Source organism: Oscillatoria sp. HE19RPO, assembly GCF_024220515.1.
Classification (GTDB): Bacteria; Cyanobacteriota; Cyanobacteriia; order Cyanobacteriales; family Laspinemataceae; genus Laspinema.
Genome location: NZ_JAMXOT010000094.1, coordinates 1 through 26,426 on the forward strand (window position 1 = coordinate 1; position 26,426 = coordinate 26,426).

The following is a 26,426-nucleotide window of genomic DNA, read 5'->3' on the forward strand; positions in this document are numbered from 1 at the left end:
ATCCGAGTGAGCAAATTGTTCGGCTTACTCTACAGCAATCTGCCCCTTCTATTTTAGCTGAAAGTCCACCCAGCTTACTTTTGACAAAATTCCTTCAGGCCAAAGAGTTATTCATGCATAACAACATACACAGACGCATTAGACAGTTAAAAGCCCCTTGATAATGATCTCATAGAACTTTTCACTGTCCAGTTAGAACGGGTTTATCAATATCAATTCGTCGGTAAACATACTATTAATTTTGTTGTGGGCGTTAGAAACCGGGTTTCTCCTTCAATTTGGATAGGTTGCCAAATTTTGGGTTATAAACCCGGTTTTTGAATCTTTGTCGGGGGGATTAAATTGAGTTAGGCAATGACGCCTTGAAATACTTTTTCAACCACTTTTGCTAAACGTTCCATACCCATTTCTATGGCTTCATCACTGGCGGTTAAACTCAGGCGAATACATTCATGTTTGTGTTTCCAATCTTCGCGTAAACCGGGGAAGAAACTGCTGCCGGGAACGGCTATGACTCCGACTTTTTTCAATTCTTGATAGAGTTCCCAATCCGTCATGGGTAAGTCTTGGAACCACATCCAGGCAAAAATTGCGCCTTCACCGCGATGCAAGAACCAGGGGAGGTCTTTTGGCATGGCGCGATCGAGGGTGGTTTCTAGGACGGTGAATTTTTGCTGGTAGTAAGGACGAATGACGGTTTCGGCAATTTCGGCTAATGCGCCTGATGCGATCGCCCTTGCTGCGATCGCCTGTCCATAGCGAGAGGAGTGAATACACAAATTGGTTTGGAAGGATTGCAAAATCTGAATCGTGCGTTCATCCCCGATCGCAATTCCAATCCGTTCTCCCGGTAACCCCGCCTTGGATAAACTCATACAATGAATAATATTCCCCCCAAAAATCGGCGTCATATCGGTGAAATTCAACGCCGGATAGGGCGGTGCATAGGCTGAATCCACAAACACTGGCACATCATAAGGTGCTGCCATTGCGGCAATTTTCTTCACCTCGTCCTCAGTTAGCACATTCCCGGTGGGATTACAGGGACGAGAAAAAATCACACAACCGGCATTTTCATTAATCTCTAATTGGCTGAAATCGGGTCGGTACTTAAACCGATGTGCTGTTGCATCTAAATCTAAGGTGGGTTTATAAGCAATTAAAGATTCCGGAACTAAACTGACTCCCCCATACCCGGTATAATCGGGACTTAGGGGTAAGACAATTTGTTTGAGTTGTCCACTGCTGCTGTATCCACCCAAAGTATTGGCGGCAAAAAAGTAGAGGCATTGACTGCCAGGAGTAATCAGAATATTGCGATCGCTCAGGTTTAATCCATAGCGCTTGTTAAAATCCGCTTTGATGACATCAATAAACGGCTGATACCCTTGGGATTCTCCGTAGCGACATACGACTTCCCCATACTCCGAGGAGGAGAGTAAATCTGCGGTACAATCGCGCCATAACTGTTCCACCTCGGGCAAAATGACCGGGTTTCCGGCACTCATATTAATTAAATCCCGATCTGAAGAAGCGCGTAAGGTTTCGCTAATATCTTTCATGATGGCCCGCACTCCAGTAAGCTGGGACATCTGTTCACCAAATTTAGTCAGATCGGGATTCATAGGACTTCTACTATTAACGATAAGTTTGCCGTGATTTTTACCGATTTTAGCTGATTTTTGGTGTTGCGATCGCGGCCCTTGGCTCATCTTCATAATTTCCAGGTCCCTTTGTTCAGGTGGCCGGTGACATTGAGGGACCTAGCCCTTTTCCGATTAGGGAACTCCAAAAAATAAAATCTCCAAAAACCCCGCAGGCTGTTCTATGAGCGTTCCGCTAGGAAAGCCTGGAAGCTCACAGGACGAAGCGGTGCCTGCGCGGGCGTGGACAGTCTTATTAGGTGCGATCGCATCAAATTGGGGTGATTTATTTGTTGGAGTTCCTTTACGCATTACCCCTAGATATGTAGAGGCGAGCAAGCGAATCGCCTCTACATATCTAGGGTTGCCTTGGAAAATATGCCTAAGTCCTGTCCAGATGGGTCATTCCCAATCTGCAATAGGATGAGGTCCCTCAGCGCGGGATCAGCCTCCCCACCCGGTGCGATCGCCCCTGTAGAGACTGAACGTCAAGAATTGCTCACAATTAATAACCCTGACGCACCGACCCTGACTCCCGAAATTGCTCCAGGAGATCCCCTGAACTCAACCCCTAGAACGATGAAAAATTTTCGGGTTAAATCAGGAAGGAAAGACGGTGCAAGGGTTACAGAGCAAGATATTGGCGGATTCCTACTCTAGGCCCCGGGGAACCCACAAAAGACGGGTCAAGAGGCGATCGCCCCTAGGGTCAGTTCCAGGAGAATTTGAAGCAAAACTTAAAATTGTGTAATAAAACACCTATTTACCGCCAAGAGGTAATAAATTTATAATTCATCCTAATGTTGCCAAAGGAGCAGCCCCGGGATACTCTTGGCAGCGATCGGTCCATCGAGAGTCTTCGGGGTATCGCCCTTGTGTCAAATGTCCGACAACCGAAAACCTCTCGAAAGCATGGTGTCATAGTATGGTGATTGAAAATTACACGAAAGCCAGCCAACAGTTGCGGGAGAAATTGCCCCTTCCCCTGAAACCCTTGGCAGAAATCGCTTATAACTATTGGTGGAGTTGGACCACTGAACGAATTTCTCTGTTTCGCAACATCGATCCCGAGGCATGGCAGCAGTGGAACCATAATCCCGTTGCCTTGCTGCAATTTGTTTCCCTAGAACGCCTCAGTCAGTTGGCGAATGACCCGGATTACATGAAACGGGTGAAAGCGGTTTCGGAGCAATTTCACCGCTATATGGCGATTCGGGATACCTGGGCGAGTCGAGTGGCCCCTCAGATTACCGGCGATCGCCCCGTCGTGTACTTCTGCGCCGAATTTGGCATCCATGAATCCCTCCCCATCTACTCCGGTGGTTTGGGAATGTTAGCTGGGGATCACCTCAAATCCGCCTCAGATTTAGGCGTTCCCTTAATTGGGATTGGCTTAATGTATCGGCAAGGATATTTCCGCCAACGCATTAACGGTCACGGCTGGCAAGAAGATTATTATGTAGATAATATCTTCGAGCAGATGCCGTTGGAGTTAATCACCGATGCCGATGGTCAACCGATTACGGTGGAATTAGAAATCCGCAATCGGGTGGTCAAAATTCAAATTTGGCGTGTACAAGTCGGGCGAGTTTCCCTCTATTTACTCGATACCGATCGCCACGATAACGACCCCCTCGATCGCTGGTTAACCGGACACCTCTATGGCGGCAACCAAGACACCCGGATCGCCCAAGAAGTTGTCCTCGGAATTGGCGGTGTCAGAGCATTAGAGGCCCTGGGAATTAACCCTGCCATTTGCCACCTGAACGAAGGACACGCCGCTTTCTGCACCCTAGAAGTTGCCCGCCTGGAAATGCAGCGCACGGGTAAGAGTTTCTACGATGTAGAACAGTCGGTTCGCGAACGTTGTGTCTTCACCACTCACACCCCAGTTCCTGCGGGTCACGATGTGTTTTCCGGAGACTTGATCGAGTCTTACTTCTCCCACTATTGGCCTACTCTGGGACTGACTCAGGAACAATTCATGGCAGTGGGTGCAAGGCGTTTGGGAGACCCTTGGGAACCGTTTGGCATGACTGTACTGGCGTTGCGGATGTGCCGGACTGCCAATGGCGTCTCTGCCTTACATGGGGAAGTTTCCCGGAAGATGTGGCATATTATGTATCCCGATCGCCCGATGGAAGAAGTCCCGATCGGTCATATCACCAACGGCGTGCATCAGCGCACCTGGACTGCACCTCTGCTGAGTGACCTGTATGCTCAGTATTTCGGTGAGGATTGGTCCAATCGCATCGCTGACCCGCAAATGTGGGCGAAGGTAGATGACATTCCCGATGAGGAACTCTGGTGGCGTCATCAACTGCTGAAAGAGCGGTTAATTGCTCACACTCGCACTAAAATTAAACGTGCAAGGCAACAACGGGGAGAAAATCCCCAATGGGTGGATGCAGCAGACCGGATTTTAGACCCGAATGTGCTAACAATTGGGTTTGCGCGCCGCTTCAGTACCTACAAGCGGGGGTATTTGTTGATGCATGATTTGGAGCGATCGCTACGTCTGTTCAGCAACCCAGAACGCCCGGTGCAAATCGTGTTTGCCGGGAAAGCACACCCGGCAGATGAGCAAGGCAAACGGATTCTGCAACGGATTTATGAATGGAGTCAACAACATTCCCTGTTGCAAAACCGCGTGATTGTGCTGCCGGATTACGATATGTACACGGGACGGAAGTTGGTGCAAGGGGTAGATGTGTGGTTAAATACCCCCCGTCGTCCCCTGGAAGCATCGGGAACAAGCGGTCAAAAGGTCTGCTTTAATGGCGGGATTAATTGCAGCGTGTTAGACGGATGGTGGTGTGAAGGCTATCAAACGGGTCCTGATGGCAAAGGGATGAATGGTTGGGCGATCGGAGAAGATGCTCATACCAGCGACCAAGAAATGCAGGATAAAATTGATGCAGAATCCCTGTATCGGTTATTAGAGGAGGAAATTGTTCCCCTGTATTACGACATCGACCCGAATACTGGCTTATCTCACGGTTGGATTAAGATGATGAAGGGTTCGATTAAGACCAATGCACCGTTATTCAACACCGATCGCATGGTGGCGGATTATGTGGCAAAGGTGTATGCACCCGGGATTCAGCTTGATTTAGAACCGATTCTCGCCAGCGTTTTGGTGTAATTGGGATTATCGGCGGGGGTTCAAACCTCCGCCTGCCTGTAGAGGCGATTCGCGAATCGCCTCTACAGTCGGATTTAATTGGGATAGTAGTTGTGGTGATTTGGCAAGCAGATTTTTATCGTCGTCCTTTACAAAGTGCTACAGGGGAACCGTTATGGGAGTTGTGTCTCTGTGATGCAACGCTTAATTTCCAATGGAGTAGTCGCTGTTCCCAAGCGGAGGCAAACTCAACTTGGTTAGCGGAACAACTGCAAATTGCCGGGGAAGGGAGATTACCGGAGGCGATCGCCGTGTTTCGTCCCCAGTCGCTGAGTTTGATGGTAGCAGCAGGGGAAAAGTTGGGGGTGAAGGTAGAAGCGTCTCGACGCACTCCGGCTTTAAAATCATGGTTGGTGCAAAAGGCGCAGAAGTATAGAAATGAGCCGAATTATACTCATGAACCTTATGAACCGTTAGTCAGCGATCGCCCGCCACCGGGACCTTTGCCGGAAGAATTATGGGGCGATCGCTGGCGGTTTGCTTCCGTGAGTGCCGCTTATTTGATGGAAGTGTTTGCTGAAAGAGCAATCCGGATTCGTCATATCCCGGAGGAATTGACGCCAGTTGCCTTGGGACTCCCTTCTAATGCGGTGATTCCGGGAGTGGTTTTCGATGGCGGACGGCAATCGCTGAAAATGGCTCAATGGTTTCAGGAAGCATCCCCAGTGGCGATCGATTACAATCCCGGACCTCCCAATGGACTAATTTTAGAGGCGGGATTAGTAGAACGGTGGATTATTGCTACCTTTGAGGATACAGAAGTTGCCGAGGCGGGTCAAACCTTTCAACAGCGGAAACAGGCAACTCAGGGGTTACATTTTTTGCTGATCCAACCCGATGATTCTGGGATGACCTATAGCGGGTTTTGGTTATTGCAAAATAGCTAAAACCTGAAACAAGGTTGCTACAAAGAAAGATATGGGGATTTTGCTGATCCTTGAAATATGATAGAGCCTGCTGGACTCAGGGATCCAGCAGGCTACTTTTTATTAATAGACATTCATAAGTGCCAGTAATTAAGATTGAAGAGATAGTATCCACGAGAAAACGAACCACGGTGCGTAGCCAAACATTTGTTGCTACTCATGTTCTGCGCTCTTGAGAGGACAACACAGAAGAAAAACTGCGTTAGCTCGACTGAGAACCAGCATTTTTCATCCGTAATTACCCCATGAACCTTACTCGACAACCCGAACTAACCCGCGTTGAACTGCATCAAAGACACGACTAATTTGCGTATGTTCACGGTCATTCAGGGCATTTTTCGAGAGTAGCGTTGTCATCAACAGTTGTTGGTCAACGCGGGTTATTTGCCGCAAAGCAAAGATTCTATCGACAATTTGATCCACCGAAAGTTTAGGTAAAGTTGTTTGACTTAGCATGATTGCACCCTATTTGCATCTATTGCACAACACTCAATTTTTATTCTTAAAGATTTGGTGAATTTAGGGAGCGATCGCCAACATAGGATGACTGTGAAAAATTGGCAGAAAATTCGCGATCGATGTCATTGACAAAATTCAAAAAATGGTCATGGTTGAGAGATGAGCCGAGGTTGCCGGAACGGAGGGACCTATTTTGGGGGCGACTGCCTCCCCAGAAGATCCAGAAGTTTCTTAAGGGCGATCGATGATACTCCGTATCAATCAAAGGGATACTTTCTAAAGGATATTTCTCTCCCCATTGTTCCTCCCTCCGGACCCCTCTGACCCGTGAACCACCAGAGTGGTGGTCATGGGATGCGCTATAATGGCATCCATCAATCCCATCTAAACCCTTGTCATGAATACTTTACTCGCCGATAAATTATGCAGCTTTGAAGACTATCTCCAGTATGATGATGGAAGCGCGAACCGATATGAATTAGTCAATGGGAAATTAGAGGTCATGAATCCACCCCGTTTAGAGCATTTTTTAATTGCAAGATTTCTTGAAAAAGCGTTAGAATCTGAAATAAACCGCAAATCTTTAGAATGGATCTGTTTTAAAGATGCAGGAATCAGAACCGGACCACAGAAGTCTCGTCTAGCGGATATTTGCGTGGTCACTCTCGAACAAGCCCAGGAATTAAGCCAAAAATCTTTGGTGTTTCAAACCCCGCCTTTATTAGTGGTAGAAGTGGTCAGTCCTGAATCCGTCAACCGGGACTATCGATATAAGCGATCGGAATATGCAGCCGCCGAAATCGTCGAATATTGGATTGTAGACCCCATCCTAAATCAACTCTCCCTCTTACGCCTAGAAGAAGGATTCTATGAAGAAACCATCTTAACCGCAAGTCAACCCATAGCCTCTCAATTTTTCCCCGAATTAACCTTAACTGTTGACCAAGTGTTAGCAGCCGGAAACCTAGGCGCGTAATTTTCAGAAAACTGTCATCATAAATTGGCCTTAATTTGAGGTAAGTATAGTTTTTTAAACCCTAACTATGATAAGATAATACTTAATCAAGACATCACACTGGAGTGCCATCTACTCCTGCTGACATGGAAACAGACCCGATATTTTACAGACTGTTTAAACAACAACCCAGTTGCTTCTTTGAATTGATTGGTCGTCCCGCCTCCGAAGCAGAGGCTTATGAATTTTCGTCCGTGGAACTCAAACAAACCGCCTTTCGGATTGATGGGTTGTTTATCCCCAAAGCTGAGTTTCCAGAAATGCCCTTGAATTTGGTAGAGGTACAATTTTACAGCGACAAAAAATTTTATGCCAATTTATTTGCCGAACTCTTTCTATACCTCCATCAAAACAATCCCGCTCAAAACTGGCGAGTGGTGGTCATTTTTGGCCGACGTAGTTATGAACCGAAGGAACTGGCCCCCTATAAAGCACTACTGAATTCTAATCAAGTTCAGCGCATCTATCTGGACGAGTTATCCGAGGTCCCCGAAACCTCGTTAGGAATGCGGATTGTCCAGTTAATCATTGAGAAGCGAGAGGCTTCTGCTGCGGAACAAGCCAGACAGCTTGTGGTTCAGGCAAGGCAGAACTTGACCGATGACGCTGAACGTGCAGAAGTTGTAGACTTGATAGAGACGGTCGTATTGTACAAGTTTTTTAAGTTAAGCCGCGAGGAGGTCCAAGAAATGATAGGCGTGAATGAATTCAAGCAATCCAGACTGTATCAAGATATTAAGCTCGAAGGCAAACTTGAAGGTCTGATGCAAGGCAAGCTGGAGGGTAAACTTGAAGTAGTCCCGCAGTTGCTTTCCCAAGGATTTACGGTAGAGCAAACGGCACAAGTTTTGGGGTTAACTGTCGAACAAGTCCACCAAGGGATTCAAGGAACTTAGGTTAGACGAAGGGCTAAACCCTTTCAATCTGCGGGAGAGTAATTGACTCTACCGCAGTATTTTTTATAAAAAATAGTGTGGTTTTTGAAATAACCGATGACGCCGATCGCGCAGAAGTTGTAGAATTAATAGAGACGGTCGTATTGTACAAGTTTTCTAAATTAAGCCGCGAGGAGGTCCAAGAGATGATAGGCGTGAATGAATTCAAGCAATCCAAGCTGTATCAAGATATTAAGCTCGAATGCAAACTTGAAGTAGTCCCGCAGTTGTTGTCCCGGGGATTTACAGTAGAGCAAACGGCACAAATTTTGAGTTTAACCGTCGAACAAGTGCGCCAAGGGATTCAAGAAACCTAGGTGTGATGACGGGTTAAAACATTTGAATCTGCGGTAGGGTGATTGACTCTATCGCAGTATTTTTTATACAAAATCGTGAATTTATGGGATGGAATAGGGCCTGATTTGTTTAATCGATTAAGAGGTTGATTTAAACTGACCTTAAGTTTGGTTTATTTTTTGAATGAATCTAGGACTTGAGATAACGGTAAATCCATCGTTTCGGCAATTTGTTCGGGAGTTAATCCTAGTTCATTGAACTTATAGATAGTTTTGATAACGGTAGGGTCTAAATTTTTTTGATTTGAGCTTTCCTGATTGGGGGTGGAATCTGAATGTAAATCAGGATTGACCCTCTCCTTATTATTTACTTCCAAATTATCCGGATTAGCACAAAGGTTGAGATTAACAATTTGGACGGGATTTCCAATAATTTGATGATTTAAAAGCCCCAAACGTTCAATCGTAGCGGAAAAATTAGATTTGTTTAAGTCTTCCCCTAAAATTTGTGACAAAATTTGCCAAAGTTCGTATCCCTCATCCTTGACATGACCCTTCGTGCATTTATACTGTTCGGCAATGTCTGCATACTTCTCACCATTAAGGACGCCCTTCAAAATTGCCATTTGCAGATTATCAAGATGTTTACCCGTTTGCTGAAACACTAAGTCATCAATTGATTTCAACACCGATTGCCAGTTCATAGTGCCGCGATCAACCCTCTCAAACTTTTCCCTATCCGCTATTATCCGCTATGATCCGCCCTTTTAAGATTTTTTAAAAAAAAGAGCCGTCTTTATCCGTCCTTTTCCGACTTGTCTAAAGGAATAAGGATTAGAAGACAATAAGGATTGAGCAGGCGATCGCACTGCCAGAACTTGAGCAATGCTTGTGTAGGGGCTTGCCAGTGAACCTTGCTACCTTAACTCAAAGGAGAAAGTGATGATTAGAGCTATCGTAATTCTATGGACCCTTGTGTGCGGATACTGGTTATTTTCTGGTGCTGGATCCTTAGACACTACAATGATGGAATCCAGTGATGCCTATGTAGCAGGTGCTGGACTGGGTATGATTGGGGTTGTGATTGTGTGGGGAATCGTGGTCATTCCCATATCTGTGATTGGCTTACTATTCAAGAAGTAAAATTGACTGGGCGATCGCACCTGTAGAAAATCCAGGAATTAACCAGATATAACTCAACGGCGATCGCACCGTTGTTGAGGAACTTTCAGGACTGCAATAGGGTGCGATCGGCCTTGATTCTTTCTACTCTTCTAAGTCCTCCTATCAGATCCTAGCCAAGTAAAATCTGATGGGCCATGATTTGCAAAAACATCTGAATTAACAGGTACAAGGAGCAAACAATTATGATTGATTTGATTGTCGGATGGGTTCAAAACTCCTTTAATTTTTTCAATGTTACAGGGTTCAAACCCGTAGAAAAATTAACCCCTAGTCAAATGGGGTATAAATTTGAGCATGACGAACTCAAACGCTTAATGCTAAGACTCAAACGATTTGAAACCGTTGAATTCACCGATGTAGGGGGGACCCCACTGACTCCACAAATTGTAGAGAATCGGTATGGTAAAGATGGCGGGATTGATTGCGTCATTCGGATTATTGCTCCCACGAAAAAAGGAGCCAAAAACGTAGCCACACGAATTAGAAATATTTTGATAAATGGTGATTATTAATGGCCTACCAGAAGATTGCTTTAGAGTATAAAGATCGGCATTTGACTCGCCCTATGCTAGATCAGATTGTAGGCGCTCAACTCCGCGCGGTTCCGGATGCAACAGAAATCATCATTCGATGCCGTTCAGCAGCCAGGACCGCCTATGAAGCGGTGGATTCCTACTCCATTAAAATTACGATAGTTGCTCGGGAAGTTACCCCCTAAAACCTATGACCTATACCCTAAACTTTGCCCTAAAATTGAAAAAAGAGGGTGAATATATTGTTTATGATAAAGAGAGCTTTACCCAGGGAGCTATTCTAATATCAGTTCCAGAGCTTGTTACAATTTTCGAGAAGTTCATCCAACAATCCTTTGAAACAACTGGACTCCTTGAGCAGCCTCTTCCTGAAGTTCAGGATGCTAACCCGGATCAAGAGGAGAAGGTTCAGGGTGAAGTCAAGGAATTGGAGAGGCAATCCAGTCAAAAATCACCCATTAAAAGTCTATCTGGTCAAGTCTACTATTGTCAAAGCCAAAAATTAAAAGATAGCCAATCATTTCAAGAGTTTACAAACGATTTGGTTCAGTACATAAACAGTTCTCTGTCAAAAATAAATGCCGATAACTTCCTTAAATATGACACGAACAATTTGGTTTCAGGCATCAAAGAAGTATTTGACTTAAAAAATTATTTAATTGTCTACATAATGACTTCTAAAAAGCAGTACAAGGAGGGATATCTATACGTCATGGAAAACTAATCTTGCTGTGCTGTAGTTCATCTGAACAGTATCATCTGAATCAGTCAATCCGGAATCTATTGAATGTGAACTAAACATCATGCAAGTTATTAAATATCTTGCAAAAATCTCTTAGCCCCCCTTAATCAATCGCGCAGAAGTTGTAGAATTAATAGAGACGGTCGTATTGTACAAGTTTTCTAAATTCAGACGCGAAGAGGTAAAAAAGATGATAGACGTGAGTGGGTTCAAGCAATCCAGACTGTATCAAGATATTAAACTCGAAGGCAAACTCGAAGGTCTGATTGAAAGCAGACTCGAAGCCAGACTCGAAGCCAGACTCGAAGGCAAACTTGAAGTAGTCCCGCAGTTGCTATCCCGGGGGTTTACGGTAGAGCAAACGGCCCAAATTTTGGGGTTAACTGTCGAACAAGTCCGTCAAGGAATTCAAGAAACCTAGGTTTTACGAAGGGTGAAACCTAGGGAATTGGCAGTGAGAATCTAGCTTAAATGTAGATGCGAGAAAGCGAATCGCATCTACATTCTTTAGGGTTTTATGTTAAAGATTTCGTAATTCTTGAAGCTGTAGGACCAGAAACCGGGTTTCTTACTTTAATGAATGGCTGATTCGCAAAAAGTTGGTAAAGAAACCGGGTTTCTGGCTTTAATGGGTTTAGCGGGTCTCGAATCCGAGATACCCTCTGGGGGTAATCATCCAATTTTCATAGAGACTGGTGCTTTGATTGCCGATGAGGATGGTACTGAGCATATCTATGGGGTTTTCTAGGAGTTTTTCCAGGGTGGTGAGGGTGATTTGTTCGTCTTCTCGATATGCCGATCGCACGATCGCCACGGGAGTATCGGGTTTTCGGTACTTGAGAAAAATCCCCTGTGCGGTGGCAATCTGTTCGGTTCGAGTGCGAGATCGCGGGTTATAAAGCGCGACCACAAAATCCGCTGCTGCGGCTGCTTCTAACCGCTTTTCTATCATCGTCCAAGGGGTGAGCAAATCACTCAGGCTAATCGCACAAAAATCATGCATTAACGGTGTTCCCACCCGAGAGGCAGCCGCTTGTAAGGCGGTAATTCCGGGAAAGACTTGTACCCCTGGGGTTTGACCATCCCAACCCCCATCCCGGAGTTGTTCTAAGACTAATCCCGCCATGCCGTAAATTCCCGCATCTCCAGAGGAAATTACGGCGACGGTTAATCCCCACTCGGCAAACGCGATCGCCAGTTCTGCGCGCTGTCTTTCTTGGGTAATTGGCAACGATTGCACCAGTTGACCCGGACGCAAGAGGGGTTTAATTAAATCAATATAGAGGGTATAACCAATCACCAGATCTGCTGTGGCAATGGCGGTTTGTGCGGCTGGGGTCATCTGGTTTAACGCTCCTGGACCCGTTCCCACTAACCAGAGTTTTCCCTCACGTCCGGTATATTCTCTCTCCGCTTGGGCGATCGCCACTGTCACGGCACCGGGTTCCCCCTCTAAGCGAAAAATTTGCTTAGAAACGAGAAGAGAATTGGCCGTTTCACCCAGGGAATTCCCCTCTTGCGCAGCAACGATCGCCGCGGCTTCTGCTACACTGGGAGTTCCCACTTCCTGTTCCACCACCGTTGAGGGGGTGGGAACTGTAACTGACTTTAAAACCTCTGAGGGAAAGGTTTTTAACGGCCACTGACGCGCCTCGCACAACTCCAATAATCCCACTTCATCGCCTTTAATATCAAGGGTGGCAATTCCGGCGATCGCAGCTTGTGCGAAATGATGGGACTGACAAACTTGGGCGATCGCCGTTTCCAGCACTCGCCGCGATGTTCCTCGTTCGCAACCGACTCCCACCCACAAGACTCGCGGATGCCATTGCACCTTGGGGAATTCCGAATCTGGTGCAAACTGGCGCTGGATGGCACTAATCCAGACTCTTGCCTTGGAGGGTTTTGAATCATCCGGCGATTCTAGGACAAAGGGATGATTTTCCGGTAAATTCTCTTGCCACAGGGTGCAACCAACTTCTTGGATGACTTCTACGGGTTCCTGACGAGCGATCGCCGCACTGACTGCGGTCCACTGACCCTCCCCTCGTTTCCAGCCAAAGGGTACGCCTAGCACATCAATTCCGGGCAATTGCAACGCCGATGATGCGCCGGTGAGGACGGGGGTTGCACCGAGGTGAGAGGCGACTGCCTGAGTCAGTTTGTCCGCACCCCCTTGATGTCCACTACATAAACTAATGGTAAATTTCCCCGCTTCATCCACCACAATCACTGCCGGATCGATGGATTTGTGCTGTAACAACGGTGCGATCGCCCGAACGACTGCGCCGGTTGCTAAACAAAAGATAAAAGCCCCACAATCCGGCCAAATCTGAGCGAGATGGTCCGTTAATGAACCCGTATAAACCTGCACTCTGGGGTGAGTTGTCTCATCAATCGCACCTTGACAAGATGCGGGTATCCAGAGGATGGCATCGGTGGCATCACACAGAGATAGTAATCGTTTGACCCCCGATGGGGTAACGGCGATCGCGGCGATCGGCTGATAATCCTCAAACAGTGACAATTTCAACGGACAATTCCTGATATTCAACGCGCCAGTCTTTTGTATTGATCCGTTATAGGCGGGGCAGTTCATATACTGCCCCTATCCTATCGGATGTTCTGCCTAAAAGGGGAGCATCTCAATTTGGCCTAAAACCGCTCTGATCTCTCCGCCGGTGCCCCCTCTCCTACAAGGAGAGGGTGGAACAAAACTCTTTCTCCCCCTTCCCTCAGAGGGAAGGGGGTTGGGGGGTTAGGTCTCTTTGCAAAATTGAGATGTTCTCCCTAAAAGGGCCTCAGTCCTGAGTAGATTCCGGTGACTCACCCTACCCTTGACTCAGGACATCAAACCCCGAAACCCTTAAATATCCAGATCCATCAGTTTGAGTTGAGGACCGTAGGTTTCGATGAACTCACGACGGGGTGCGACCCGATCGCCCATTAACACCGTAAACACGCGATCGGCTTCTGCCGCATCCTCAATTTCCACCCGTTTCAACGTCCGACTTTCTGGATTCATCGTAGTTTCCCAGAGTTGGGTTGGCATCATTTCACCCAACCCTTTAAACCGCTGAATCGTGTAGTTCGCATTCGCCGGGAATTCATTGCGGATCAAGTTTTGCAGTTCGCGATCGCTGTAACAGTAGAAATGATTCCGTCCCCGTTCTACCTTATACAACGGCGGACAAGCAATATAAACATACCCTTGATCCACCATTTCCCGTTGATAGCGATAGAAGAAAGTCAGCAGCAGAGTCCGGATGTGCGCCCCATCAACGTCCGCGTCAGTGTTATGAGCACATAACCCGCCAGTTCCGCAAACGAAGTTTTCATCCCCTTCTACAGAGAAGTCATACACATAGTCACCGACTAATTCAATCTCCTCAGCCGATATCACTTTCAGTCCCATTAAATCATCGCTGATGGGGACGAAATCCTGTGCTTTGCGGGTGGGACGGGCTAAATGTTCCTCCAACTGTGGTGCATTGGCATGATGTTGCCAGATTGCTTGACAGAAAGCGATTTGCTCTTTCCCACAAATGGTCAGGGTGTAATAGGGATGGCGGGTTTGGATTAGCGCATCCCCTGGGGTTGAGGGTTGATGTTCGGTGGGAGTGGCAATTAATCCCAGTTGTCCGAACAGATACAGCAACCCTTCTTTCAAGGCAGGGGAATTGGTCGTCCAGGAGAAGTTATTGCTGCCAATCGTGCCATCTCCGAGGAAATAGCCTTCTAAAAAGGCCAATTGCAGGTCTTCTGGGAGGCTGAAGACTAAATCAGGCAGTTGCTTCTCATGGGCGGGTTTGGCTAAACCCCAGGCTTGCAATAACCGGGCGGCAGCGACACTATGGAAATAGAGTTTAATGCCGTCACTGTCGGGGTCAGGATAGCGCCGTGGCGTTTCTCCGAAGGTAGCGGCGATCGCCTCACTCAATGCCGGGATAAACTGCTCGTCTTTTTTACCCAGATTTAAGCTCACTTGGTGTTGACTCAGGGTTCCCTCAGCAACATACCATCCCAAGAATTTCATCAATTCCTTTGTAATCGGCAAATAGCGATTAAAGGCTTTATTTTGATGCGCCTGGGGGACAATTTGCACCGCGTCACCGAGTTGGATCAGTTCGCTGGGGGTGAAATACTCAAATGCTTTATAGGCAGTGACTTCACGCCACAGGGCATTTTTGCTGGTATCATCCTGTTCTAACAGGCGATCGAGTTTAGAAGGGACGGTTTCATAAACGATGTTCTCGTTCCCCCCGATCGCCTCTAGGTATTCCAAAAAGTTCGGTAACGTGGGACGATTGATACCCCGTTCCCAATGACTGATGGTAATCGGTTGTTTGACACCGCAGACGGTTGCCACCTGTTTCTGGGTGATACCGGCCATTTTCCGTTGGGAAATCAGTTGTTGCCATGCCGTCGCTGCCAATTCCACCCGAGGTTCGTTCCATTCCCCTGGGGTAGCAACTTTAGCCAGCAGACGCTGACTGGCAATCCGGCGCACATCTTCCCCTTTTAAGTAGAGCGATCGCGTCAGTCCAGCGCGATACAAGGTCTCCAGCAAATCAATGCGAGTTGGACTTTCTGCGGGACGCGGTAACCGTCGAGAGGCGACTAACAAATCTCCCGATTTGACTTCGTTGCCTTTTTTGAGAATCACTTCTCCGTTTTCATAGACGAATACGCTATGGGAGGAGGTGACTTTGACTGAGCGATTATACCGGGTGGTAATTTTATACATGGCTTCTTCATGGCCATGTCGAATCACCGCTTTCAAGGGTTTAAAGCGGGTGGCATGGGTCACGGGGTCGAAGGACACCACACGATAGCGTTCGGGACTGCGACGCCCTTCTACGCATTCGTCAATAAATTGACCAATTTTGACGAACTCCGTTTGCCCTTTGTCATCCATGACCAGAGTGGGTTCGTCTCCCGCTACGCTCATGATAATGATTCGATGATAGCGCAATTGTGTGGAGTCAAACTCTTCCCCTTTAATCCCTAAACCGAGGGCGGCGATTAGGGCTTGAATTTCGGTATTCTTGTAAATCTTGGAATCATCGGTTTTTTCGATGTTCAGGATTTTACCGCGTAAGGGGAGGATGGCTTGGAAACGGCGATCGCGTCCTTGTTTGGCACTGCCTCCCGCACTATCCCCTTCTACAATGTAGATTTCACTTTCACTGGGGTCTTTGGTACTACAATCCGCCAGTTTTCCAGGCAACGGAGATGATTCTAAGACCGATTTCCGGCGCACCAATTCCCTGGCGCGTCGGGCAGCTTCCGCAGCATTAAATGCCTGAATTGCGCGTTCTAAAATCGCATCCGCCACACTGGGGCGAAATTCTAAATACTCCGTGAGCACTTCACCCACTAAAGAATCCACAATTCCCCGGACTTCGGTATTGCCTAATTTGGTTTTAGTTTGCCCTTCAAATTCCGGGTCCGGCACTTTCACGGAAATCACTGCCGTTAACCCTTCCCGAACGTGCTCGCCACCGAGATTGGAATCCCCTTCTTTGAGTTTATTCCGTTTGCGGGCGATCGCATTCATGGTTCGGGTCAGAACCGCTTTTAATCCTTCTAGGTGCGTCCCTCCATCAATGGTCCGGATGTTGTTAGCAAATCCCAAAACATTATCGGTGTAAGCATCGGTGCACCATTGCAACGAGACTTCCACCTGAACATTATTCCGTTCGCCTTCAACGTAAATAATTTCTTCATGAAGAGGCTGTTTATCTCGGTTCATGTATTCTACATATTCCCGAATTCCCCCTTCATAGCAATAGCTTTCAACTCTGGGTTCATTATTTTTGAGCAGTTCAATCCGATTATCGGAAAAGGTGATTTTAACCCCAGCATTTAGGTAGGCCAGTTCGCGTAATCGGCCCGCCACTGTGCTGTAATCAAATTCAATGCCGGTACTAAAAATTTGCAGGTCCGGTTTAAAGCAAACGGAGGTTCCTGTGCGATTTTCTTTAATCGGTTTGCCTGTCAGTTCTCCAATTGCTGCACCCCGTTCATACCGTTGGGTATGGACTTTTTTCTCTCGCCAAACGGTGACTTCAACCCATTCCGATAAGGCATTAACCACGGAGATACCCACCCCGTGTAATCCTCCAGAGACTTTATAACCGCCTCCTCCAAATTTACCTCCGGCGTGGAGAACAGTCATGACGGTTTCCAGGGCGGACCTTCCTGTTTTAGAATGGATGTCCGTAGGAATGCCTCGACCGTCGTCGGTTACGGTACAAGAGCCATCTGGATTGAACTCAATTTCAATATGGGTACAGTGTCCAGCAAGCGCCTCATCGATCGAGTTGTCCACAACCTCGTAAACTAGATGGTGGAGTCCTCGGGGTCCGGTGGTCCCGATGTACATCCCCGGTCGCTTGCGTACTGCTTCGAGTCCTTCAAGAACTTGTATTTGGTCAGCGCTGTAGTTGCTGGTCATACCACGATAGCTCCATTAATCGGGCTTTTGCAGCCCACAAAGTGTCAGAATACCAAAAACTGTCAAAATTATAACACTAAACGGTTGTCAGCGATGATAGCCCGATTAGAAGAGAAATTTTTTGGGGGGATGCAGGGGGGGGATGGGTCATTTGTCCTTGGTCCTTGGTCCTTGGTCCTTGCTCAAATGACAAATGACAAATGACAAATGACAAATGACAAATGACGATCATGCCTGGATTAATTGTAATTTGTGGGGCGACGGCGACGGGGAAATCCAGTCTGGCATTGGATTTGGCCCAGGGTCTGGGGTCGCCAATTTTGAGTGCAGATTCCCGTCAGGTTTATCGCGAGTTTGATATTGGGACCGCTAAACCCACTGCTGCCGATCGCCAATTGGTCCCTCATTATCTCCTGGATATCTGCGATCCGACGGATAATTTGACCGTGGCGGATTATCAGGACCGGGCAAATCAGGCGATCGCTGAGGTTCAGGGACTCAATCAGGTCCCCTTGTTAGTCGGAGGGACCGGATTATATCTGAAGGCGGTGGTTAAGGGGTTGAAAATTCCCCGGGTGGCCCCTAATCCTGAATTGCGATCGCAGTTGACTGCCTTGGGTCAAGCTCAATGTTACGCCATGCTGCAACAGGTGGACCCCGAGAGTACCATCCGAATTCATGCCAACGATGCGGTCAGAACCCTGCGGGCATTAGAAGTATTTTACGTCACCGGCTGCCCAATTTCTCAACAACAAGGAGAAAATCCTCCCAGTTATCCCATTTTACAGATTGGTTTAGATTGTAGCGAGGTCCAAGAAGGCGATCGGCGAATTTTAATTCGTACTCAGGAAATGTTTGAGGCGGGTTTCGTGGCGGAAGTGGAATCAATTTGTCAAAAATATGGGTCTGACTTACCGCTGCTTCATACCCTCGGATATGCTGAAGTTAAGCAATATTTGGCGGGAGAAATTTCCCAGGAAGAAGCACAAGAATTAACGGCATTACATACCCGACAATTTGCTAAACGGCAGCGGACTTGGTTCCGAGGCGATCGGCATATTGAATGGTTTGCCGTTGATCGGCCCGATTTGCTAGAACGTGTCTGGCAAAGAGTTCAAGGGTTTCTTGAACAGACAAAAGTCGCCCAGGTTGGCCTCCCTTCCCTAACGAGTCGAACCCCTTAATCCTGACTATTTTTATCCAGTTGAAGTTAAAGTTATGAAATCTACTCAGTTGGAACCCAAGTTCATTTTATCACTAACTTTGAATATCATGGGTTTGATTCTAGCGGTGGTCTTGATTGCAAAAAAAGGAGGAATTCCCTACATTTTAAGACACTTCAATTCAACTCCGGCAAAAACCTCTTCTCAGTCTTGGGTTGAGATTTACTATCAACATCGCCAGAGTTTGTTTGAAAATCTTACCGAAGTCAGCAGTCCCATTATTTTTCTGGGGGATAGTTTAACCGATTCCTGTGAATGGAACGAGATTTTAAATCATCCCCAAATTGTCAATCGGGGAATTATGGGCGATACAACCGATGGGGTCTTGAATCGATTAAGTCCAATTCTCGCCTCTCAACCCCGTCAAATTTTTCTGATGATTGGCATTAATGATTTAGCGCGAAAAAAGGATTTTTCGGGGATTTTAGTTAATTATCAACAAATTTTAGCGACTATTAAACAACAATCCCCGCAAACCGAAGTTTATGTCCAAAGTGTTTTACCCATCAACCCAACACTGTTTGAAAAAGGCCCTAGCAATGAAATGATTAGAAATTTGAATACTCAACTGAAACGGTTAAGCGAAAATTATTCTTATTCTTATATTGATTTACATTCTCAACTGGTGGATGAAAATCAACAATTGGATGAACGCTACACCCTAGATGGGTTACATTTGAATGGGACTGCCTACTTGATTTGGAAAGGGGCGATCGCAAATTATGTGCAACGCGACACGGAGGGATTGGATGAAGAATCAAACCGATTCCCCAACCCACCCCAACCCCTAACCCCCACCAATGACCAATGACCCCCACCAACAACCAACAACCAACAACCAACAACAAATGACCAATGACAAATGACAAATGACCAACAACAAATGACCAATGACAAATGACCAACAACCCACAACATTATCCGAGGTGAATGGATGGATTATCTGAAGTTTATTGAAATGCTTCCTCATTGTTATGAAAATTGGGGTCAAGATTCAGTCAAACCCTGTTCTGACAAGTTCCAGGAGGTCCTCGATCGCGTCCAAGGGACGACGACAGCGAATTTGATGCAGTTAATCAATTTAGCGGTGTCTTGTCTGGAACCCGGGGAAATTTATTGTGAAATTGGCACTTATCAAGGGTCGAGTTTAATTGGCGCATTGCTGGATCAACAGAATCGCCACGCTTATGGGGTAGATAATTTCTCGGAATGGGATGAAAGTAGCGAGAGTTATGAAACCCTGATTGAAAATTTAACCCAATTTAAGGTGTTGGATCGGGTTGAGTTTTACAATCAAGACTTTGAAAGGTTTCTGCTGGATTTACGCGATCGCCAACCTACGCCTAAAGTGGGAGTCTATTTTTATGATTGTGCTTATGACTATCGATCGCAACTCATTGGTTTACTGTTCATGAAAAACTTTTTAGCCGATCGCGCCTTAGTGATTGTTAACAATGGTCACTGGAAAACCGTCCAACAAGCCCAAAAAGATTTTATCGCCGCCCATCTGGAATGTCAAGGGATTCCCGAACTCTCTACCGTCGTCGGGGAAGCAACATTTGGCAATGGAATTCAAGTGCTTAGTTGGACCAGTTCCGCTAACAATCGCTATTCTGCTGCTTCCGCACAGAGTCGCGATCGGCAACCCGTCGGATAACAAATTGCCGGCAGTTTTGCACAAAAATTATCCTAAAATACCCGGATAATTTAAACTCAAACTTTGATAAACCCTAAGCAGGAAAAATTACCATGCTGGCCCAAAAAACCCAATCAAAACGCGACTGGAAACCGATTATTAAAGAATTTGAACGAGTTGTTGGTAAAGATGGAGTAGTCCGAAGAAAAGAAGAACTCCTTACTTATGAATGTGATGGATTAACCAGTTACCGGCAACGTCCGGCATTAGTGGTATTACCTCGAACCACCGAACAGGTTTCTGAAGCGATTAAAATCTGCGATCGGCATAACATTCCCTGGTTACCCCGAGGTGCAGGAACCGGACTCTCTGGCGGTGCATTACCTATCGAAAACTGCGTCTTAATCGTCACCGCATTAATGCGAAAAATCCTCAACGTTGACCTAGAAAATCAGCGAGTAGTCGTCCAACCCGGGGTAATTAATAACTGGGTCACCCAAACCGTAAGCGGCGCAGGATTTTATTATGCTCCCGACCCTTCCAGTCAAATTATCTGTTCCATTGGTGGCAATGTTGCCGAAAATTCCGGCGGGGTTCACTGCCTCAAATATGGCGTTACCACCAATCATGTTTTAGGCTTAAAATTAGTCCTGCCTGATGGTGCCATTGTCGAAGTGGGAGGTGAACTCACGGAAATGCCCGGTTATGATTTAACCGGATTATTTGTGGGGTCCGAAGGCACATTAGGAGTCGCCACAGAAATCACTCTTCGCATTCTCAAAACCCCAGAAGCGATTTGCGTCCTCTTAGCCGATTTTACCAGCGTTGAAGATGCCGGTGCCGCCGTTTCTGCCATTACCAGTGCAGGCATCATTCCCGCTGGCATGGAAATGATGGATAACCTCAGCATTAATGCCGTAGAAGATGTCGTTGCCACCGGATGCTATCCCCGAGATGCCACGGCAATTTTATTGGTAGAAATTGATGGATTGCAAGTCGAAGTTGATAAAAACAAAAAGCGAATTTCTGAACTCTGCAAGCAAAATGGGGCGCGAAATATTACCTCTGCCAGGGACTTAGAAACCCGGATGAAATTATGGAAAGGGCGCAAAGCAGCCTTTGCCGCAGCGGGACATTTAAGCCCCGATTATTATGTTCAAGATGGGGTCATTCCTCGGACTCAATTGCCTTATGTCTTGAAAGAAATCGAAGGACTCAGCCAAAAATATGGCTATCGAGTGGCGAATGTCTTTCATGCCGGAGATGGCAACCTGCATCCCTTAGTGCTTTATGATAATGCCATTCCCGGGGCCTTAGAACAAGTGGAAGAATTAGGGGGAGAAATTCTCAAACTTTGCGTAAAAGTCGGAGGAAGTCTCACCGGAGAACATGGCATTGGGGCCGATAAAAAATGCTACATGAGCGAAATGTTTAATGAAATTGATTTAGAAACCATGCAATGGGTGCGTAGCGTGTTTAACCCCAAAGGATTGGCAAATCCGGACAAACTATTTCCCACTCCCCGAACCTGTGGGGAAGCAGCCAATGCCCTAAAGACTCAAAAGTTTGAGGGAATAGAGGCGTTTTAAGGGTTGATTCCCGGGGAGCATCTCAAGAAGGCAAAGAGACCTAACCCCCCAGCCCCCTTCCCACCTCTCCCCGGCCCTCTCCTACAAGGAGAGGGAGGTATAAGGAATGAATGTCTTTGCTGGAAGGGGGAGCAAGACGTATAAATTCCCCTTTGAGGCGAAATTGAGATGCTCCCGATTCCCGGGGAGCATCTCAAGAAGGCAAAGAGACCTAACCCCCCAGCCCCCTTCCCTACGAGGGAAGGGGGAGCAAGAGTTGTAAATTCCCCTTTGAGGCGAAATTGAGATGCTCCCGATTCCCGTGAATCAATCCCTTTGAACCCTCTCAAAAACAGGTTATTCTAAAAAGCCCCCCTTTTTAAGGGGGGTTGGGGGGATCATACCAGTATTTTGTAAGAAGTCAACTGGGCTTAATACCGTTTAACCTTAAACTCATACTGGAGAAAGGTGTCCGGGTCTAAAGGTGGAAATTTTTGTTTCCAATTGGAGACAATATAAAAATAATTTTTGGCATCTTCTAAACAATATTCATAAATTCTATTGATAATTTCGCTGGCATTTTCTTTTTGAGACAGGACGCGCTTGGCATTCCGGCGAATGTAAAGACCATTGATTTGTTTGTCAATGTTGATATCCAGATATTCAAATAATCCATTTAATCCGCCGCGATATCGCGATTGTTTGGGGTCATACAAATCTAAAATAGTCAGAGGACTGATGTCGGGTTTGAGTCTCAAGGACCTGATTCGTTTGGTCAAACAATATAAATCACTGTTGATAATATTAAATCCGACAAAAATTTTACTTTGCAATAATTGCAAGTCGCTAATAATTTCCTTAACGAGATGCTTTTCTTCTCGATAATTTTCAATTAATTGTATTTTAATATATTGAGAATCATTGGACTCTAGGATTCGAGTAATTGTATAGCCAAAAATTCTTTGTTGAACTTTGTTGGGTGTGATGTAAACCGGGAAAAATTCTAAATCAATAAAGACTAAGTTATGGAGAGGACCCTGATAAAAATTGTTAATGAACTGAGTTTCCAGCCAGAGTTCTTTTTTCCACATGGTAGCCTACAATACAAGAAGATAGTTAATAAGAGATATACTATATCATACAATTCTATCGGGATTTTCATGGCAACTTCCCGGGGTTAATCGCACCAAGGCCCTAGGAAAGTTGAGACCCTCTCTCGGGATATTCACGGCAACGGCAGGATTGCCGAGTTATCCCTGTAATGGGCCAGATTTCCCCGGGAAAATTCCAAGCGGGTCCTCCGTTTCCTTGGATGCCTGGAGAAAATCACTCTCGTGAAGTTTGACAGTGACCGTAGTGGCAGGCTACAACCGAGGAGACTTTGTGTGTGGACACGATTATTTTAGGCGATCGCGTGGATCATGAGCTATGTAGATGGATTGGGCCTCAAATTGACTTGGGACGCCTTGTTAGAACAGTTTTCTGCCGATCGCAAACTCGGTAAAAAAGTCTTATTTAATTTAGTCAGTACCTATTCTCATCCCCAACGATATTATCATAACCTCGGTCATATTCAGTTGATGATGTCAACCTTGGACCGGATGAAATCTCTGGCGACGGATTTCCCGGCTATTTATTTAGCCACTTGGTTTCATGATGTTATTTATGACCCAACTGCATCGGATAATGAGGAAAAAAGTGCGGAATATGCCGGGGAAGTCTTACCGAAATTAAACATTCCCGCCTCAACCATTGCCGCCACCCAAACCCTGATTCTTCGGACGAAACATCATGAAGCAACAGCGGATGACTTGGATACTCAAATACTCCTGGATGCAGATTGGGCAATTTTGGGGGAAGAACCCTCAGAATATCAGTTTTATTCCCAAGCCATTCGCCGAGAATTTGTGATATTTTCAGAAGCCGACTATCGCCAGGGAAGAACCCAATTTTTGGAAGGAATATTACAGCGCGATCGCCTATATTTTACGCCCCTAATGTTTGCGGAAAAAGAGGCGATCGCCCGCCGTAATTTAGAACAAGAAATTAAAACCCTTTCCGAGTAATAAAGACCCACACCCTCAAGGGTGGAGGCTCACAGGACGAAGCCTGCCTAAGCGCTGGCGCGCAGGCTACGCCAAACGCAGGCTGGAGAAAACCCACACCCTCAAAGAAAACCCACACCCTAAAGGGTGGGGCTATACGGACGAAGCCTGCCTCCGCAGGCTGGAGAAAACCCACACCCTCAAAGAAAACCCACACCCTAAAGGGTGGGGCTATACGGACGAAGCCTGCCTCCGCAGGCTGAAGAGGAAAATTGGTCTTTGACAACCGGATTTGGTATTACAAATATTTCTGCAAAATCACCTTTAATTTATCCTTAATCCGAGGAGGTACTCGTTCCATTGGGGTTAAAATTGCATATTTTAACGCCGAATGCGCCTTACTTTCTGGCGGATTTTCACCCACCCGACGTACAACTTCTTGAATTACTTTTTGGGCATGATCCGCATTGGCATGGAGGTGATCCAATATCATCTCCACTGTTACACTATCATGCATGGGATGCCAACAGTCATAATCCGTAACCAAGGCCAAAGTCGCATAAGAAATTTCCGCTTCCCGGGCCAATTTTGCCTCGGTTAAATTGGTCATGCCAATGACACTCGCCCCCCAACTGCGATACAAATTAGATTCAGCTTGAGTGGAAAAAGCCGGTCCTTCCATACAGACATAAGTCCCGCCGCGATGCAGATTAACCTCCGGTAAATTCAAACTGGCAACTGCATCCCCGAGGATTTCCGCGAGGCGATCGCAAACAGGTTCCCCAAAGCCAATATGAGCAACAATTCCCTCACCAAAAAAGCTGGACATCCGATGTTGAGTGCGATCGATAAACTGATCCGGAACCACCATATCCAGCGGTTTCACCTCCTCTTTCAAAGACCCCACCGCCGAAGCCGAAATAATATAGTCCACCCCTAACTGTTTCAGGGCATAAATATTAGCCCGAAACGGAATTTCCGAAGGCATCAGACTATGGTGACGACCATGACGGGCTAAAAAAGCCACCCGGATGCCATCTAAACTCCCCACGATCGCCGCATCGGAAGGAGAACCAAAGGGGGTATTCATCGGCACTTCTTCGATATCTTTAAGCGCCTCCATTTGATAGAGTCCGCTTCCCCCAATAATACCGATTTTAACGGGTTCCATTGTATCTTAATTCCTCTATTGTTTCAAAACAAAGCCCGCTGATGCGGGCTTATCTTAATGAAGTTTAAATTAAATGGGGTCGGTTTTTAAGCATTCGTTCCCTCTTTCACCAAATGCCCGATCGCACTCGACACCAACGATAACACGATTGCTCCAATGATAGCTGGCAAGAAGCCATTGACATCAAACCCTGGGGTAAAATATCCCACCAGGGCCAGAGTGATGCCATTAATCACCAACAAAAATAATCCCAAAGTCAAAATCGTTAACGGTAACGTCAAAAGGACCAGAATCGGTTTGACAATGGCATTAATCAACCCCATTAATATAGCAGCCAGGGCAGCGGATGAAAACCCAGCGACGTAGATACCGGGGACAATATAGGCTGTAATCAGCAGGGAAATGGCCGCAACCAACCAAGTGATGATAAAACCGAGCATAAGTCTATTTCCAGGGTCACTTCACCTTAAATTGTAACCACAGATTTGGGCAATTAGCCCCCAGATGCAGTACCCTGAGCTATAGACCTTGCTGGGTTAGTGTAAAAAAAACCTTGACAAATTCCGTTATGAACTTGCGACACTTGGCTGCTGCTGCCTTAGCTATCCTGCTCTTATTCATGCCCTTACCCGCATTAGCGCAGGCTTATAAATACTATCCGCCTCCGCTTTCCTATAGCAATGCCCAACTTTCCGGCAAAGACTTTTCAGGGCAGTTTCTAAGGACCGCAGAGTTCTCTAATGCAGACTTACAATTTACGAATTTCTCCAATGTTCAGGCAGAGGGGGCCATTTTCAGCCTCTCCATGATGAAAGAGGCGAATTTTCATGGGGCGGATTTGACCAATTCCATGCTGGAATGGACCAATTTAACCAATGCGGATTTCACCGATGCAGTGTTAGTCGAGGCGCTGTTTCTCGGTGCGAATGTCAAGAAGATGAAGATTACCGGGGCTGATTTCACCGATGCCATTTTAGATGGGGCGCAAGTCAAGCAACTCTGTGAAACCGCCAGTGGCGTTAATCCGAAAACCGGGGTTGATACTCGTGAATCCCTCGGATGTCGGTAACATCATCTTCCAGTCTATAATCGTTATTTCTTGTAGGGGCGCAATGCTTGCGCCCTTGGTAGGGGCTTCGAGCATCGAAGCCCCTACCAATACACAGGGAAAGAGCTAAAACCAATGCCTGTAGGGGCGAAACGGGTTTCGCCCCAGGGCGCAAGCATTGCGCCCCTACCAATACACAGGGAAAGAGCTAAAACCAATGCCTGTAGGGGCGAAACGGGTTTCGCCCCAGGGCGCAAGCATTGCGCCCCTACCAATACACAGGGAAAGAGCTAAAACCGATGCCTGTAGGGGCGAAACGGGTTTCGCCCCAGGGCGCAAGCATTGCGCCCCTACCAA

23 protein-coding genes are annotated in these 26,426 nt (G+C 46.6%); 15 read left to right on the top strand and 8 right to left on the bottom strand.

All coding sequences use genetic code 11. From position 1 onward, the window contains the following. Positions 1-347: 347 nt before the first annotated feature. On the bottom strand, positions 348-1,625 hold the full coding sequence (locus NG833_RS09235; protein ID WP_254565019.1) for a valine--pyruvate transaminase: 1,278 nt from the start codon (positions 1,623-1,625) through the stop codon (positions 348-350). A 943-nt stretch (positions 1,626-2,568) separates the two neighbouring features. On the opposite strand from NG833_RS09235, the gene glgP reads away from it, so the two are divergent. Then, complete coding sequence (gene glgP, locus NG833_RS09240) at positions 2,569-4,788, top strand: alpha-glucan family phosphorylase (protein WP_254565000.1); 2,220 nt, start codon at positions 2,569-2,571, stop codon at positions 4,786-4,788. A 92-nt stretch (positions 4,789-4,880) separates the two neighbouring features. Further along, entirely contained in the window at positions 4,881-5,714 is an 834-nt protein-coding gene (locus NG833_RS09245; protein ID WP_254565001.1) for a Tab2/Atab2 family RNA-binding protein, read from the top strand. 291 nt (positions 5,715-6,005) lie between these two features. Here the strand turns inward: NG833_RS09245 and NG833_RS09250 are convergent, their stop codons facing one another. After that, positions 6,006-6,209 (bottom strand): hypothetical protein, encoded by a 204-nt coding sequence (locus NG833_RS09250; RefSeq protein ID WP_254565002.1) that lies wholly within the window; start codon positions 6,207-6,209, stop codon positions 6,006-6,008. A gap of 400 nt (positions 6,210-6,609) precedes the next feature. On the opposite strand from NG833_RS09250, the gene NG833_RS09255 reads away from it, so the two are divergent. The 3 genes from NG833_RS09255 (at position 6,610) to NG833_RS09265 (ending at position 8,479) form a co-directional block, all read left to right on the top strand. Next, the gene (locus NG833_RS09255) at positions 6,610-7,188 is read left to right on the top strand and encodes a Uma2 family endonuclease (RefSeq protein WP_254565003.1); all 579 of its coding nucleotides are present in this window, start codon (positions 6,610-6,612) and stop codon (positions 7,186-7,188) included. 104 nt (positions 7,189-7,292) lie between these two features. Beyond that, complete coding sequence (locus NG833_RS09260) at positions 7,293-8,123, top strand: Rpn family recombination-promoting nuclease/putative transposase (protein ID WP_254565004.1); 831 nt, start codon at positions 7,293-7,295, stop codon at positions 8,121-8,123. 77 nt (positions 8,124-8,200) lie between these two features. Then, positions 8,201-8,479: an Rpn family recombination-promoting nuclease/putative transposase gene (locus NG833_RS09265; RefSeq protein ID WP_254565005.1), complete on the top strand. Its 279-nt coding sequence runs from the start codon at positions 8,201-8,203 to the stop codon at positions 8,477-8,479. A gap of 152 nt (positions 8,480-8,631) precedes the next feature. On the opposite strand, the gene NG833_RS09270 is transcribed toward NG833_RS09265, so the two are convergent. Beyond that, positions 8,632-9,162 carry a hypothetical protein gene (locus tag NG833_RS09270; RefSeq protein ID WP_254565006.1) on the bottom strand — a complete coding sequence of 177 codons (531 nt, stop codon included), beginning with the start codon at positions 9,160-9,162 and terminating at the stop codon, positions 8,632-8,634. A gap of 663 nt (positions 9,163-9,825) precedes the next feature. On the opposite strand from NG833_RS09270, the gene NG833_RS09275 reads away from it, so the two are divergent. The 4 genes from NG833_RS09275 (at position 9,826) to NG833_RS09290 (ending at position 11,339) form a co-directional block, all read left to right on the top strand. Beyond that, entirely contained in the window at positions 9,826-10,155 is a 330-nt protein-coding gene (locus NG833_RS09275; protein WP_254565007.1) for a hypothetical protein, read from the top strand. Further along, entirely contained in the window at positions 10,155-10,361 is a 207-nt protein-coding gene (locus tag NG833_RS09280; protein WP_254565008.1) for a hypothetical protein, read from the top strand. The genes NG833_RS09275 and NG833_RS09280 overlap by 1 nt, the downstream gene beginning before the upstream one ends. Before the next feature lie 5 nt (positions 10,362-10,366). Beyond that, on the top strand, positions 10,367-10,900 hold the full coding sequence (locus NG833_RS09285; RefSeq protein WP_254565009.1) for a hypothetical protein: 534 nt from the start codon (positions 10,367-10,369) through the stop codon (positions 10,898-10,900). A gap of 208 nt (positions 10,901-11,108) precedes the next feature. Beyond that, entirely contained in the window at positions 11,109-11,339 is a 231-nt protein-coding gene (locus NG833_RS09290; RefSeq protein WP_254565010.1) for a hypothetical protein, read from the top strand. Positions 11,340-11,552: 213 nt separating this feature from the next. Here NG833_RS09290 and cobJ read toward each other — a convergent pair whose 3' ends face one another. Then, a complete protein-coding gene (cobJ, locus tag NG833_RS09295) occupies positions 11,553-13,451 on the bottom strand; it encodes a precorrin-3B C(17)-methyltransferase (RefSeq protein WP_375293894.1) in 1,899 nt (632 codons plus the stop codon). Between the two features lie 333 nt (positions 13,452-13,784). Further along, positions 13,785-17,378: a DNA gyrase subunit B gene (locus NG833_RS09300; protein ID WP_254565011.1), complete on the bottom strand. Its 3,594-nt coding sequence runs from the start codon at positions 17,376-17,378 to the stop codon at positions 13,785-13,787. A gap of 230 nt (positions 17,379-17,608) precedes the next feature. On the opposite strand from NG833_RS09300, the gene miaA reads away from it, so the two are divergent. From miaA to glcD, 4 genes are all read left to right on the top strand, one after another. Beyond that, the gene (miaA, locus tag NG833_RS09305; protein WP_254565021.1) at positions 17,609-18,562 is read left to right on the top strand and encodes a tRNA (adenosine(37)-N6)-dimethylallyltransferase MiaA; all 954 of its coding nucleotides are present in this window, start codon (positions 17,609-17,611) and stop codon (positions 18,560-18,562) included. Positions 18,563-18,650: 88 nt separating this feature from the next. Next, a complete protein-coding gene (locus NG833_RS09310; protein WP_254565012.1) occupies positions 18,651-19,412 on the top strand; it encodes a GDSL-type esterase/lipase family protein in 762 nt (253 codons plus the stop codon). 123 nt (positions 19,413-19,535) lie between these two features. Then, positions 19,536-20,258, top strand: a complete 723-nt coding sequence (locus tag NG833_RS09315; RefSeq protein ID WP_254565013.1) for a class I SAM-dependent methyltransferase — start codon at positions 19,536-19,538, stop codon at positions 20,256-20,258. A 92-nt stretch (positions 20,259-20,350) separates the two neighbouring features. After that, complete coding sequence (gene glcD / locus NG833_RS09320; RefSeq protein ID WP_254565014.1) at positions 20,351-21,826, top strand: glycolate oxidase subunit GlcD; 1,476 nt, start codon at positions 20,351-20,353, stop codon at positions 21,824-21,826. A gap of 410 nt (positions 21,827-22,236) precedes the next feature. Here the strand turns inward: glcD and NG833_RS09325 are convergent, their stop codons facing one another. After that, positions 22,237-22,896: a ribonuclease H-like domain-containing protein gene (locus tag NG833_RS09325; RefSeq protein ID WP_254565015.1), complete on the bottom strand. Its 660-nt coding sequence runs from the start codon at positions 22,894-22,896 to the stop codon at positions 22,237-22,239. A gap of 330 nt (positions 22,897-23,226) precedes the next feature. Here NG833_RS09325 and NG833_RS09330 point away from each other — a divergent pair, with 330 nt between their 5' ends. Then, positions 23,227-23,871, top strand: coding sequence for a hypothetical protein (locus tag NG833_RS09330; protein WP_254565016.1), 645 nt, complete (start codon positions 23,227-23,229; stop codon positions 23,869-23,871). 277 nt (positions 23,872-24,148) lie between these two features. Here the strand turns inward: NG833_RS09330 and NG833_RS09335 are convergent, their stop codons facing one another. Together NG833_RS09335 and NG833_RS09340 are read right to left on the bottom strand one after the other, a co-directional pair. Continuing rightward, positions 24,149-25,021 carry an S-methyl-5'-thioadenosine phosphorylase gene (locus NG833_RS09335; protein WP_254565017.1) on the bottom strand — a complete coding sequence of 291 codons (873 nt, stop codon included), beginning with the start codon at positions 25,019-25,021 and terminating at the stop codon, positions 24,149-24,151. An 86-nt stretch (positions 25,022-25,107) separates the two neighbouring features. After that, complete coding sequence (locus NG833_RS09340) at positions 25,108-25,461, bottom strand: phage holin family protein (protein WP_254565018.1); 354 nt, start codon at positions 25,459-25,461, stop codon at positions 25,108-25,110. A gap of 128 nt (positions 25,462-25,589) precedes the next feature. Between NG833_RS09340 and NG833_RS09345 the strand changes: the two genes are divergently transcribed. Next, on the top strand, positions 25,590-26,090 hold the full coding sequence (locus NG833_RS09345; protein ID WP_207087034.1) for a pentapeptide repeat-containing protein: 501 nt from the start codon (positions 25,590-25,592) through the stop codon (positions 26,088-26,090). The last annotated feature ends 336 nt before the right edge of the window (positions 26,091-26,426 follow it).

Coding starts and splice junctions, on each gene's coding strand:
- NG833_RS09270 (WP_254565006.1), bottom strand. CDS start 9,162: ATGAACTGGCAATCGGTGTTGAAATCAATTGATGACTTAGTGTTTCAG.
- NG833_RS09335 (WP_254565017.1), bottom strand. CDS start 25,021: ATGGAACCCGTTAAAATCGGTATTATTGGGGGAAGCGGACTCTATCAA.
- NG833_RS09345 (WP_207087034.1), top strand. CDS start 25,590: ATGAACTTGCGACACTTGGCTGCTGCTGCCTTAGCTATCCTGCTCTTA.
- NG833_RS09275 (WP_254565007.1), top strand. CDS start 9,826: ATGATTGATTTGATTGTCGGATGGGTTCAAAACTCCTTTAATTTTTTC.
- NG833_RS09235 (WP_254565019.1), bottom strand. CDS start 1,625: ATGAATCCCGATCTGACTAAATTTGGTGAACAGATGTCCCAGCTTACT.
- NG833_RS09285 (WP_254565009.1), top strand. CDS start 10,367: ATGACCTATACCCTAAACTTTGCCCTAAAATTGAAAAAAGAGGGTGAA.
- NG833_RS09310 (WP_254565012.1), top strand. CDS start 18,651: ATGGGTTTGATTCTAGCGGTGGTCTTGATTGCAAAAAAAGGAGGAATT.
- NG833_RS09290 (WP_254565010.1), top strand. CDS start 11,109: ATGATAGACGTGAGTGGGTTCAAGCAATCCAGACTGTATCAAGATATT.
- glgP (WP_254565000.1), top strand. CDS start 2,569: ATGGTGATTGAAAATTACACGAAAGCCAGCCAACAGTTGCGGGAGAAA.
- miaA (WP_254565021.1), top strand. CDS start 17,609: ATGCCTGGATTAATTGTAATTTGTGGGGCGACGGCGACGGGGAAATCC.
- NG833_RS09250 (WP_254565002.1), bottom strand. CDS start 6,209: ATGCTAAGTCAAACAACTTTACCTAAACTTTCGGTGGATCAAATTGTC.
- NG833_RS09280 (WP_254565008.1), top strand. CDS start 10,155: ATGGCCTACCAGAAGATTGCTTTAGAGTATAAAGATCGGCATTTGACT.
- NG833_RS09330 (WP_254565016.1), top strand. CDS start 23,227: ATGAGCTATGTAGATGGATTGGGCCTCAAATTGACTTGGGACGCCTTG.
- NG833_RS09300 (WP_254565011.1), bottom strand. CDS start 17,378: ATGACCAGCAACTACAGCGCTGACCAAATACAAGTTCTTGAAGGACTC.
- glcD (WP_254565014.1), top strand. CDS start 20,351: ATGCTGGCCCAAAAAACCCAATCAAAACGCGACTGGAAACCGATTATT.
- NG833_RS09340 (WP_254565018.1), bottom strand. CDS start 25,461: ATGCTCGGTTTTATCATCACTTGGTTGGTTGCGGCCATTTCCCTGCTG.
- NG833_RS09255 (WP_254565003.1), top strand. CDS start 6,610: ATGAATACTTTACTCGCCGATAAATTATGCAGCTTTGAAGACTATCTC.
- NG833_RS09325 (WP_254565015.1), bottom strand. CDS start 22,896: ATGTGGAAAAAAGAACTCTGGCTGGAAACTCAGTTCATTAACAATTTT.
- NG833_RS09315 (WP_254565013.1), top strand. CDS start 19,536: ATGGATTATCTGAAGTTTATTGAAATGCTTCCTCATTGTTATGAAAAT.